This is a genomic window from Streptosporangium minutum, assembly GCF_002149035.1.
GTDB classification, from domain to species: domain Bacteria; phylum Actinomycetota; class Actinomycetes; order Streptosporangiales; family Streptosporangiaceae; genus Streptosporangium; species Streptosporangium minutum.
The window spans coordinates 59,904-70,786 of sequence record NZ_NGFP01000010.1; the positions used below are offsets into that span (position 1 = coordinate 59,904).

General features: G+C 72.3%; 10 protein-coding genes. 6 read left to right on the forward strand and 4 right to left on the reverse strand.

Features of this window, described 5'->3' with window-relative positions:
• The first annotated feature begins 145 nt into the window (after window positions 1-145).
• Genes CA984_RS04105 through CA984_RS04120 form a run of 4 tightly spaced genes read left to right on the forward strand, consistent with a single transcriptional unit; the run spans window position 146 to window position 4,978 of the window.
• The gene (locus tag CA984_RS04105) at window positions 146-1,408 is read left to right on the forward strand and encodes an extracellular solute-binding protein (RefSeq protein ID WP_086568262.1); all 1,263 of its coding nucleotides are present in this window, start codon (window positions 146-148) and stop codon (window positions 1,406-1,408) included.
• Window positions 1,405-2,343 (forward strand): carbohydrate ABC transporter permease, encoded by a 939-nt coding sequence (locus CA984_RS04110; RefSeq protein ID WP_086568265.1) that lies wholly within the window; start codon window positions 1,405-1,407, stop codon window positions 2,341-2,343. The genes CA984_RS04105 and CA984_RS04110 overlap by 4 nt, the downstream gene beginning before the upstream one ends.
• A complete protein-coding gene (locus CA984_RS04115) occupies window positions 2,340-3,179 on the forward strand; it encodes a carbohydrate ABC transporter permease (RefSeq protein ID WP_086568267.1) in 840 nt (279 codons plus the stop codon). Before CA984_RS04110 ends, CA984_RS04115 begins: the two co-directional genes overlap by 4 nt.
• Window positions 3,176-4,978 (forward strand): beta-N-acetylhexosaminidase, encoded by a 1,803-nt coding sequence (locus CA984_RS04120; RefSeq protein ID WP_086568269.1) that lies wholly within the window; start codon window positions 3,176-3,178, stop codon window positions 4,976-4,978. The genes CA984_RS04115 and CA984_RS04120 overlap by 4 nt, the downstream gene beginning before the upstream one ends.
• Before the next feature lie 163 nt (window positions 4,979-5,141).
• On the opposite strand, the gene CA984_RS04125 is transcribed toward CA984_RS04120, so the two are convergent.
• Window positions 5,142-5,684 (reverse strand): anthrone oxygenase family protein, encoded by a 543-nt coding sequence (locus tag CA984_RS04125; RefSeq protein WP_242675719.1) that lies wholly within the window; start codon window positions 5,682-5,684, stop codon window positions 5,142-5,144.
• 67 nt (window positions 5,685-5,751) lie between these two features.
• Between CA984_RS04125 and CA984_RS04130 the strand changes: the two genes are divergently transcribed.
• Window positions 5,752-6,423 carry a TetR/AcrR family transcriptional regulator gene (locus CA984_RS04130; RefSeq protein WP_086568274.1) on the forward strand — a complete coding sequence of 224 codons (672 nt, stop codon included), beginning with the start codon at window positions 5,752-5,754 and terminating at the stop codon, window positions 6,421-6,423.
• Between the two features lie 388 nt (window positions 6,424-6,811).
• Complete coding sequence (locus CA984_RS04135; RefSeq protein WP_242675720.1) at window positions 6,812-7,606, forward strand: DUF4253 domain-containing protein; 795 nt, start codon at window positions 6,812-6,814, stop codon at window positions 7,604-7,606.
• Here CA984_RS04135 and CA984_RS04140 read toward each other — a convergent pair whose 3' ends face one another.
• From CA984_RS04140 to CA984_RS45870, 3 genes are all read right to left on the reverse strand, one after another.
• The gene (locus tag CA984_RS04140) at window positions 7,607-8,926 is read right to left on the reverse strand and encodes an alpha/beta fold hydrolase (RefSeq protein ID WP_086568278.1); all 1,320 of its coding nucleotides are present in this window, start codon (window positions 8,924-8,926) and stop codon (window positions 7,607-7,609) included. It abuts the gene before it with no gap.
• A 98-nt stretch (window positions 8,927-9,024) separates the two neighbouring features.
• On the reverse strand, window positions 9,025-9,678 hold the full coding sequence (locus CA984_RS04145; protein ID WP_086568281.1) for a response regulator transcription factor: 654 nt from the start codon (window positions 9,676-9,678) through the stop codon (window positions 9,025-9,027).
• A gap of 112 nt (window positions 9,679-9,790) precedes the next feature.
• Window positions 9,791-10,883: hypothetical protein (locus tag CA984_RS45870; RefSeq protein ID WP_207620713.1), on the reverse strand; the 1,093-nt coding region annotated here is incomplete at its 5' end.

A 10,883-nucleotide genomic window follows, 5' to 3' on the forward strand; every position in this document is an offset into this window, starting at 1 on the left:
CGAACACGCAGGTCAAGTTAGGGGAGCCGAGGTCCCCAACGCTACTTTGCAGCACAAGGTTCTGCACTGCACAACAAAACTCGCCGCCTCTTCCCGCGACCGGTGACCCCTTTCTAGGGTCTGCCGCCAACAGGAGGAGAGAGCTGTGAAGATCCTGAACTGGGCGGCGGCGGGTGTGGCCCTGCTGGCCCTCGCCGCGTGCGCCCCTGCCACCGCCCCGTCCGCGAGCGGCGGTGACGACAAGTCCGGGACCCTGCGGGTGTGGCTCTTCGACGAGCCCAACCGCGCCCCCAAGGAGAAGGTCGTCGCAGAGGCGATCAAGGAGTTCGGCGCCGCCAACGCGGACGTGAAGGTCGAGGTGACCTACATCCCGACGACGCCCGCCCGGCACGAGAAGTTCAAGGGCGCGTTCAACGACCCGGCGAGCGCCCCCGACGTCGCCGAGTACGGCAACACCGACCTCGCCGAGTACGCCGCCGCGGGGGGCTTCGCCGACCTGAGCGCCGACCTGGGGAGCTGGCCGGAGGGCAAGGACGTCGGCGCCGACCTGCTCAAGTCCGCGACCGTCGACGGCAAGGTCTACGGCCTGCCCTGGTTCATCGGCATCCGCGCGCTCTACTACCGCACCGACGTCTTCGAGGAGCTCGGCCTCAAGCCGCCCACGACGATCGAGAACCTCGCCTCGGCCGCCCGTGAGATCCGCAAGAAGAAGCCCGAGCTGTACGGCGTCGCCGTCGGCGGCGAGTACACCTTCGGCGCGCTCCCGTTCGTCTGGGACGCCGGAGGCGACATCGAGAGCCTCGACAGCCCCGAGGCCCGCAAGGGCGTGCAGGCGTACACCGACCTGCTCAGCGACGACAACTGCCCGCCGCAGACCTGCGCGAGCCTCACCGGCGGCAAGACCGTCGAGCTGTTCGCCAGCGGCAAGGCGGCCATGGGCATCCTCGGCAACTTCAGCCGCTCCGCGGTCGACGCGGGCGCGGCGGCGGGCAAGTACGCCGTGGTGCCGCTGCCGGGCGCCAAGGAGGGGGCGATCGCCCCGGCCTTCTCCGGCGGCAACAACCTCGGCGTCATGAAGAGCAGCAAGCACCGCTCGCTGGCCGTCAAGTTCCTGCAGCTGCTGGGCGGCAAGGCCTACCAGATCAAGATGTACGAGGCCATGGGCAACCTGCCCACGCTGACCTCGGCCCGTGACGAGCTCGCGGCCAAGGACTCCTTCCTCAAGCCGTTCCTCGACACCGTCGCGGCCGGCACCCGCTTCGTGCCGATCGACCCGGCCTGGGTGAAGATCGACAACCAGAAGGTCATCCCGACCATGCTCCAGAAGATCGCCACCAAGCAGGCCACCCTCGACCAGGCCACCGACGAGGCAGCCGCGGCGGTGAAGGCCGCGTTCGGCCGGTCATGACGGCGGTCACCACGGCGCCGGCGGACCCGGAGACCCGGGTCCGCCAGTCAACGCCACGTCCCAGGGGCAGGCTCCGGCCCTGGCTCTACCTGCTGCCGTCCGCGGCGGTGCTGCTGCCGCTCTTCGGCTACCCGATCTACATGCTCGGCCTGCTGTCGGTGTTCGACTACCGGCAGGCACAGGTCAGCGGGGGCGAGCCGACGCGTTTCATCGGGTTCGACAACTACGCGACGCTCCTGGGCGACCAGCGCTTCTGGTCGGTGCTGGCGCAGACCGTGGTGTTCGCCGCCGTCCTGGTGATCGCGACGCTGGCGGTCGGCGCGGCGCTCGCCGTCGTGCTGACCAAGGCCGGCCGGGTGCCGCGCCTGCTGCTGTCGCTGGCGGCCATGGCCGCCTGGGCCGCGCCCGCGATGACCGGCTCGACGGTCTGGATGTTCCTCTTCGACGCCGACCTGGGCCTGGTCAACCAGCTCCTGGGCATCGAGGGCTACAACTGGTTCTACGACAAGTGGGTCACGTTCGGCATCGTCGGCGCGACCGTGGTCTGGCACTCCTTCCCCTTCGTCATGGTCACGCTCTACGCCGGGATACAGGCCATCCCGAGCTCGGTGGTGGAGGCGGCCTCGCTCGACGGGGCCTCGGCCTGGCACAGCTTCTGGCGGGTCATCGTGCCGATGCTGCGGCCGCTGGTCACGATCGTGGTCATCCAGTCGATCATCTGGGACTTCAAGATCTTCACGCAGATCTACGTGATGACCAACGGCGGCGGCATCGCGGGACAGAACTCCGTGCTGAACGTCTACGCCTACCAGACCGCCTTCGGGTCCTCGGAGTACGGGCTCGGCTCGGCGATCGGTGTGATCATGACGCTGATCCTGCTCGTGGTCACCCTGCTCTACATCCGCGCCCTCTACCGCAGCGGGGAGAAGCTGTGAGCAGATCCCGCCTGGCCGCCAACACCGTCGCGGTGGTCGCCGCGGTCGTCACGTTCTTCCCGATCTACTGGATGGTCCTGTCGGCGCTCAAGCCCGCGGGCGAGATCCAGTCGCTGGAGGTCCGCCCCTGGACCCTGGCCCCCACCTTCGAGCACTTCCAACGCGTGCTCGGCGGCGAGAACTTCAGCAGATACCTCCTCAACAGCCTCGGCATCGCCCTGACGGTCGTCGTCCTGTCCGCGGTGGTGGCCTTCCTCGCCGCCGTGGCGGTCACCCGGTTCCACTTCCGGTTCCGCACGACCGTGCTGATCATGTTCCTGGTGGCGCAGATGGTGCCGGTGGAGGCGCTCACCATCCCGCTGTTCTTCCTGATCCGCGACATCGGTACGGCGGTGCCGGGGGTGGGGCTCAACACGCTGGGCTCGCTCGTCCTGGTCCACCTGGCCTGCTCTCTGCCGTTCGCGGTCTGGATGATGCGGGGATTCGTGGCCGCGGTGCCCGAGGCCCTGGAGGAGGCCGCCATGATCGACGGCGCGAGCCGTTCCGTCATCCTGTGGCGGATCCTGTTCCCCCTCGTCGCGCCGGGCCTGATCGCGACCAGCGTGTTCTCCTTCATCGCCGCCTGGAACGACTTCATCTTCGCCAGGACCTTCATCATCTCGGCCAAGGACAACCAGACCCTGCCCGCGGCCCTGCTGGTCTTCTTCAAACCCGACGAGAACGACTGGGGAGGAATCATGGCGGCCTCGACGCTGATGACCATTCCTGTGCTGATCTTCTTCGTGGCCGTCCAGCGCAGGCTGGTGGCAGGGCTCGGCGGGGCGGTGAAGGATTGACCCCCCAGGCCCAGACCTCGTACGGCCAGACCCCGTACGGCCAGACCCCGGACGGCCGGACCTCGTACGGCCTGATCCCGCTGCCTTCCTCGGTCCGGCCGGGCTCCGGCGAGTTCACGCTGACCGCCGGGACCGCGCTCGACGCCCCGCCCGAGCTGTACGGCGTCGCCGCCTGGCTCCGCTCGGCGCTCGGCCCGGCCACCGGCTGCGCCCTCCTGCCGTCGGCGGCCGGGGCCCCGTCCGCCGCCGGTATCGACGGCGGGGACGGTGCCGGGGCGAACGCGGAGCATACGGCCGGGGGAGAGGGGCGCATCGTGCTGGCGCTCGGACCCGGTCTGGCGGCCGAGGAGTTCCGGCTCCGGATCACCCCCTCCGGCGTGCGGATCACCGGCGGTGACGCCGCGGGAGTGTTCTACGGGGCGCAGACCTTCCGCCTGCTGCTCCCGCCCGCAGCGCTGCGCCGTGCGCCCGTCGCGGGCGGCCCGCTGACCGTGCCCGCCACCGAGATCGAGGACCGGCCCCGGTACGGCTGGCGCGGATGCATGCTGGACGTCGCCCGGCACTTCATGCCCAAGGCGGACCTGCTGCGCTTCATCGACCTGCTCGCCCTGCACAGGCTGAACGTGCTCCACCTCCACCTCACCGACGACCAGGGCTGGCGGGTGGAGATCGCGAAGTATCCCCGGCTGACCTCGGTGGGGAGCTGGCGGTCGTCGAGCATGCTCGGCTCCCGCCAGCACGAGACCTTCCTGCCACGCCCGCACGGCGGCTTCTACACCGCCGACGACGTGCGGGAGATCGTCGCCTACGCGGCCGAGCGGTACGTGACCGTGGTGCCCGAGATCGACCTGCCCGGTCACACCCAGGCCGCGGTCGCCGCCTACCCCTGGCTCGCCCCGCAAGCGGCCGACGGCCCGAAACCGGCCGACGGTCCGGAGGCGGTTGACGCCCTGGAAGTGGCCGAGGGCGCGGGGCCGATCGACGGCACGGGGCCTGAAGGCGGTACGGGGCCGGTCGGGGTGCGCGCCGCGTGGGGGCTCTCCCCGCACTGTCTCGACGTCACCTCCGCCGCGGCGCTGGACTTCTGCCGGGACGTCCTGGACGAGGTCATGGAGCTGTTCCCCGGCTCACACGTGGGCATCGGCGGCGACGAGTGCCCGGGTGACGCCCGCTCGCGGGCCGCCTTCGTCACCGCTCTCGCCGAACACGTCACCGGACGCGGGCGCGTGCCGTACGCCTGGGACGAGATCCTGGAGTGCGGGGCGGTGCCCGGTGTGACGGTGGCGGCCTGGCGCGGGCCGGACGCGGCGGTCGTGGCGGCGCGGGCCGGTCACCAGGTGGTCTCCTGCCCCGACATGTCCGTCTACCTCGACTACCGCCAGTCGGAGCTGCCGGACGAGCCCATCCCCGTCGGGCCGCCGCTCTCCCTCCAGGACGTCCACGCGTTCGACCCCGAGCCGGCGGGGCTGACCGCCGGCGAGCGCTCCCGCGTGATCGGAGCCCAGTGCAACGTCTGGACCGAGCACATGGACAGCCCGCGGGCCGTCGACTACATGGTCTTCCCCCGGCTGTGCGCGTTCGCCGAGGTCGTGTGGTCCGCGGACCGCGCGCCGTACCCGGACTTCGCCCGGCGGCTGGAGGCGCACACGGCCCGGCTCGACGCGCTGGGGGTGGAGTACCGGCCCGCCGCGGGACCGCACCCCTGGCAGAGCCGTCCCGACGCGCCGGGCTGGCCGATCAGCAAGGCCCGGCGCGAGGCCATGGTGGCTGAGTTCGGCGTCGGCAAGCACCGGGGGTGAAGCCGTTCACCGCGGCGCCACCGGTACCGTCGGCGGGCGCGGCGGGATCGGTGGCGATCACGAGGCGCGTCCGGGCAAGCGCCGCATGGCCCAGACGCGCGACCTCCTCACCCGGCTGTGGGAGATCGATCCGCATCCGGAGCACTGAACCACCTGCCGTCGATCATGAGATCGCGCCCGGCGAGCTCGTTCTCCTCGCGTCGGGGGGCTCGCCCTTCGTCCGGTCGGCCGCGTTGGCGATGAGAAGGGCGAGGAAGGCAAGGACAGCCATCGCCGTGCGGACCGTGTGGAGCGTCCACCAGTGCCGCCGGATGTCCGTCCAGTCGGCGGGCGGCCGGTCGGCGTTCCAGGAGTCGGCGAGCCGGTTGAGCGGGTCCAAGGTGGTCAGGGTGAGCACGATGGTGGCGGTCAGGAGCAGGGCGGCGGTGACGGTGAGCCAGAAGACGGGCCGGCCGCGCTGGTAGGAGGTGGCGCAGGTAACCACGAGCAGGGCGAGGCAGGTGAGCAGGAGCACGGGCATGGCGCGGCCGTAGTCGGTGTTGAGTGCCTGCCAGTACCGTACGTAGGCGGGTGCGGGCAGCTTGAGCAGGGACGGGGCCAGCACGGTGAACACGAGGCCGCCCGCGAACAGGCCGAGCAGTGACGTCGCTCCCGTCCGGACGACCTCCAGCAGCAGGTTGCGCATGCTCGCCTCCGGCGAACCCAAGGGATTGACTAGAAGCACAAAATTTCATTTGAATCAATTAAAGTCAATGCCTGCCCGGGAGACCTTCATGAACGAGAGGCCCAAGCGCCGCTACGTGAGCGATGTGCGGAGGGAGAACGCGGAGGCGACCCGGCTGCGCATCGCCGAGGCGGCCAGGGCGCTCATGCTGGAGCGCGGTTACGCGGCCACGACGATGGCCGCCGTCGCGAAGGCGTCAGGGGTCGTCGTGCAGACCCTGTACACCTCCTGTCCCGGCGGCAAGCCGGGCCTGGCCAAGCTGGTGTGGGACGTGACGCTGGCCGGTGACGCGCGGGCTGTCCCGCAGAGTGCCCGGCCGCACGTACAGGCGATCCTCGCCGAGCCCGATTCCGGGCGGAAGCTGGCGGTGTTCGCGGAGATGGCACTGGCGATCTACGAACGTGTCGGCCCCGTGCATCGCGTGCTGCGCGCCGCCGCGGCCGCGGATGCCGGCCTGGCCGGTGTCCTGGCGGACACCGAACGGCAGCGACTGGTGGGGAGCCGCGGCCCCGCGGAACATCTGGCGGCCGTGGGTGCGCTGCGTGCCGGTCTGAGCGCCGAGCGGGCTGCCGACCACATCTACGCCCTGACGTCGATCGAGGTGTTCGAACGGCTCACCGAGGTCTGCGGCTGGAGCGTGCGCGACTGTCAGGACTGGCTGGCCAGGACCCTGAGCCAGACCCTGCTCGAACCGGCATCCGATGCAGCGGAAACCCGGTGATCGGATGACGCGGATCACCTCCATGGCGGCGATCCTGACCTCCGGCGGAGCTCGCCCCAAGAGTTGATCCGCTCGCATCCGTTACGCTGGTCGCGGCTCGGTGACCGGCGCTTCCCGGTTCCTGATCCGCCTGACCGCCTGCCGCGCGCGCCGCCCGGCGTCGCATCACCGGGAAGCCGCCGGCGTACTGCAACGAGGCCGCGTTCCCGATCTGCATCCTGCACCGGGCGTTCCCGGTGGGCGTGGGCTTCCATGTCCTGCGATTCGACGATTTTCGCCCGGTCCCGGGGCTAACTGTCGCTCGGGGGGTCTGACAGGCCAAAATTGATCCGTGGGCAGGATCGGATCGGTAGGGATGAGCGATTGCGAGCGTGGGCAACTTCCGCCAGTGCTGGGCCAGCTGTTCGCCGACGGCGGTGACGGACGCACGCTCTCCAGCGTGCTGCCGGACGGGGACGTGGTCTGGCCCGACCCCGGTTACGCTAAGTTCGCCGTCGACCACCGTCCGGCGTTCTGGCTGAGTGACCTGCCGGTCTCCGGAGAGCTCTGGGCCGGGCTGCGGGCTGAGCACGGGCGTTCGGGCCTGTGGCCGGTGCTGCTTGAGGACTCCGTCCAGCCCTGGTCGGCCGGGCAGATCGCCCCGGACGCGGTGGCCGAGATCGACAACTACCACGCCGCCGCGTTCATGGCCGAGGTGTGGTCGGACTGGATCGAGAAGGCCCACGCCGACCAGCTCGAACTGCTCGCCCCCTTCGGCCCGCAGTGCCCGGGACCGGCAGCGTCGGGGCAGCTCGCCGCCGATCCCGGTGTGGTCGCCGACTGGTACGCCGGGCTGGTGGCCGAGCGCAGGACCCCGCTCGGCCTGGTCGCGGCGGAGCGGGGGGCCGACGCACTGGCCGTCATGGGGTGGCAGGGCGCGCTGAACCACAACGAGTGGATGGTCCCGCTCGCGGCCGTGGTGCGGAGCTGGGAGGACAGGTTCGGAGCACGGGTGGTCGGCATCGGCTTCAACACCCTGGACCTGAGCGTCGCCGCGCCCCCGGTCACCCCCGAACACGCCCTGCACGTCGCCGCCGAGCACTGGACGTTCTGTCCCGACAGCGTCGTCTACAGCGCCGGGACGCTGGTCGACTACGCCCGGGAGATCATGGGCAGGAACGCCTGGTCGTTCTGGTGGGACTGATCACCTGAGCAGGAAGTCCCGGAGCAGCGGGAGATAGCCGGGCTGCTCGGCGGTGATGGAGTGGCCCGCGCCCCTGACGGGGACGAGCGCGGCGTGCGGCAGGGCGCGCCGGTAGTCCTCGGCCACCTCCGGTTTCAGGTAGTCGCACTCGCCCCGCAGGATCAGCGCCGGAACCTCGATCGCGCGCAGCGCGGGGCGGGGGTCGGCGGCCCGCTCGGCGTCGGCGGAGGTGAGCTGGTTGGCGTAGAAGCCGGGACGGTTGCCGTGGACGGGGGCCGACGGGCCGCCGGGGCAGTGGGTGGCGTCCTTGCCGGTGAGCATGACCCGGCGGAACCACGGGTCGGCCTCGTCGTCGGGCACCAGCGCATGGGCCGCGTTCGGGTTGAGGCCCATCAGCACGCTCTGGACGATCATCCGCGGCGTGCCGGCCAGCTCGTCCCGCAGGCGGGCCTGCGCGGGCGGGAGCACGCTCCACGGGTCGCCTGTGTCGTGGTCGGGGTAGGAGCCCTCCCAGAGCGGACCCGGGGAGACGAAGACGGCCTTGGCCACGTGCCGGGGGTGGGCGGCCAGGTAGCGCGCGGTGAGGGCGCCGCCCCAGGAGCGGCCGACGAGGATGAGCTTGTCGGCTCCGAGCACGTGCCGGATGGCTTCGAGGTCGGCCACGTGCCGGGCGACGGTGTAGCCGGTCACATCGGCCAGCCGGGTGGAGCGACCCGCCCCGACCTGGTCATAGGCGTAGACGTCGAAGCCACGGCCGGCCAGGGCGCGGGCCACGTCGGGGACGCCCTCGCCGGGCGTGCCCGGCCCCCCGTGCAGGAAGATCACCGGTGTGGGGCGCGGATCGGCCGCCCTGACCGCGGTGTAGGCGATCCTGGAGCCGGTGGGCAGGTCCCAGAAGGCGACGCCGGCCGGGGCAGGGGCCGCTTGGTCCCCGGGCATCGGCCGGAACACGGTGACCGCCGAGGCCCCGGCGACGGCGAGCGCGACCGCCCCGGCGAAGGCCACCGCCGCGCTCCCCGGACGGCGGGCGCCCAGCAGGGCGAACGCGGGCCGGGCGAGCAGGAACCCCACGGCGAGGACCGCGACGAGCGCCGCCGCCCCGAGAACCGGGATCGCCGCCGTGACGGCGGCCGTGCCGAGGAAGACGGCCGCGCCCGCGATGGCGGCCACGACCGCGGCCACCGGCACCAGGACGCCACCCGCCGCGCGGCGTAGCGGAGACCTGCCGCGACCGGCCTGGGAGGGTGAGGATGCGTGTCCGGTCGTGCGCGGCCCGGTGGGGGCGTCGCGGGTCTCCGGGTGGAGGAGTTCGCCTGTCATGCGTTTCACGCTAGAAGCGGAGATCGTGGTGATCGCCCTCCTGAAGGACCGTTCCCTCCCCCGCCGCACGGCGGGGGAGCACCCCGTCTCCGGGAGGGTCAGGTCGTCCCGGGGCGGATCAGGCCGGCCTCGTAGGCGGCGATCGTCGCCTGCAGGCGGTCGCGGACCCCGAGTTCGGCGAGGATCTCCGCGACGTGGTCTTTGACCGTGGACGGGCTGATCCCGAGGGAAGCCGCGATCTCGGCGTTGGACAGGCCCCGGGCGACGTGGAGGAGGACCTCGGTCTCGCGGGGGGTCAGGCCCGAGACGCGGGCGGCGTGGACGGGACCGGGGCCGGCGGTGAATCGGTCGATCAGCCGGCGGGTCACCCCCGGATCCAGCAGCGCGTCACCTCTGGCGACCACCCTGACCGCGTCGATGATCCGCTCGGGGTCGGCGTCCTTCAGCAGGAACCCCGCCGCCCCCGCGCGCAGCGCCGCGAACACGTATTCGTCCAGGCCGAACGTGGTGAGCACCACCACTTTCGTGCCCGGGACCTCCGCCGTGATCCGGGTTGTGGCGGTGAGCCCGTCGGTACCGGGCATCCGGATGTCCAGGACGGCCACGTCGGGGAGCAACGACGCCGCCTGGGCCACGGCCGTGTCGCCGTCGGCCGCCTGGCCGACGACGGTGATGTCCGGCTCCGCGCCGAGCACCGCCGTGATGCCCATCCGTACCACCGCCTGGTCGTCGGCGACCGTTACCCGGATCACGCCGGCGCCCCCGTCCGTACCGTCATCCCGATCACGCCGACAGCACCTCCGGCGACCTCGTCCGCACCGTCATCCCGATCACGCGGCGACCCCATCCGCACCGTCATCCCGATCACGCTGGGAACACCTCCGGCAACCACACCCGCACCCCGTCCTCCGTCTCGGTGACCGTACCGCCCGCGGCGTCGGCCATGGCGCGCACCTTCCGGGCCTCGGCCACTCCGGACAGGGTCAGGCCGCCCGGCAGGTAGGCCACGGTCACCGTCGTCCCGCCGGTCACCAGGGCGTCGGCGATCCGGTAGGCGGCGACCTCGACGGCGGCGGGCAGCGGGCGGCGCGTTCCGGTGTAGCGGGCGGCGGCGTGGCGCCTGGCGGCCAAGGCGGAGATCGCGGCGATGACGGGGGGAGGATCGTCGCCGGCGGGATCGCCGCGCAGTTCGTCGAGGAGCTCGCGGAGCGCGGTCAGACCGGCCTTCGCCTCGGCCAGGACGAGGTCGAGCCGCCGCTCGTCGGCCGCCCTGACCACGGCCTCGGCGTGCGACCGGGCGGTACGGCGCAGCCCGGCGGCGATCCGGCCCCGCTCCGCCCGTGCCGCCGCCGTCGCGTCCCGGTCGAGCCGGTCCCGGTCCAGCGCCGCCGCGGCCCGCAGGCGGCGCCTCCGCCCGCCGACGAGCAGGCCCACAGCCCACGCCGAGACGGTGGGGACGGCGAACGCCGCCGTGAGCGTCGCCCAGACGGCTACCGGCGGCCCCGTCAGGCCGTCGACCAGGGGGAACGCCCCCAGCGCGGCCACCGCGACGGGTGCCGGCCAGCCGCGCGTGCCGTACGCGCCGACGGTATGGACCAGGGTCAGCTCCACCCACCAGCACAGCAGCACCAACTGCGCCGATCCCGGTCCGGTCCACCCGGCCGCGTCGCATCCCAGCCAGACCAGCAGCACCCCCTGCGCCGCCGCGAGGCTCAGCCGCGGCATCCGGCGGCGCCATCTCAGGGGCAGGGCGTGCAGCACGAGCAGGGTCAGCAACAGTCCCCCGGAGGCCGGGGCGGCGAACGGCGCGGGCACCTCCGTGGAGAGCAGTCCGGTCCCGCCGGGCAGCGCCACGGCCAGCACCACCAGCGCCCAGTCCAGCGCGGCCGTCCCCCGCCAGCCTGCCGTACGGCCGTGCCCGTGCGGGCGGGCCCCGCCGTACCGGAGGCGGGGGAAC

What these genes read in the sequence shown, in the direction of transcription:
- CA984_RS04110 (WP_086568265.1), top strand. Translation starts at nt 1,405, where the DNA reads ATGACGGCGGTCACCACGGCGCCGGCGGACCCGGAGACCCGGGTCCGC.
- CA984_RS04130 (WP_086568274.1), top strand. Translation starts at nt 5,752, where the DNA reads ATGAACGAGAGGCCCAAGCGCCGCTACGTGAGCGATGTGCGGAGGGAG.
- CA984_RS04140 (WP_086568278.1), bottom strand. Translation starts at nt 8,926, where the DNA reads ATGACAGGCGAACTCCTCCACCCGGAGACCCGCGACGCCCCCACCGGG.